1 protein-coding gene is annotated in these 412 nt (G+C 55.6%); it reads left to right on the forward strand.

What is annotated here, in order from left to right; genetic code table 11:
- A partial coding sequence (locus tag AC5ZGW_RS47255) for a site-specific integrase (protein WP_496114287.1) occupies nucleotides 1-412 on the forward strand: 412 nt, incomplete at both ends.

Consider the following 412-nt stretch of genomic DNA (forward strand, 5'->3'; position numbering starts at 1 on the left):
CAGACGATCTTCCGCTCTCCGCTCTTTCATCGTTGCGGAGGTGACAAGCTGGAGCACCAAAAGGGCACTATTGAGGTCCGGGATTGGCGCTTTTGGATTCCCCTGATCGCGATCTATTCCGGCGCGCGGCTCGGCGAGATTTGCCAGTTGATGATTGCCGACGTTCGCCAACTGCATGGGGTATGGATTTTCCACATAACGGAGGAAGGCGCCGGGCAGAAGTCCACCAAGACGGAAGGCTCAATGCGCGTGGTGCCTGTACACTCAAGGCTGATCGAACTGGGCTTCCTGAAATTTCATGCCCGCATGAAGGCGTTCAGCGACAGGCTATTCCCTGAGATCAAGGCTGATGCTCGCGGCTATATCAGCGGCAAGCCGTCGACCTTCTTTAATGATTACTTCCGCACCATTG

The organism is Bradyrhizobium sp. Crot121 (genome assembly GCF_059512385.1).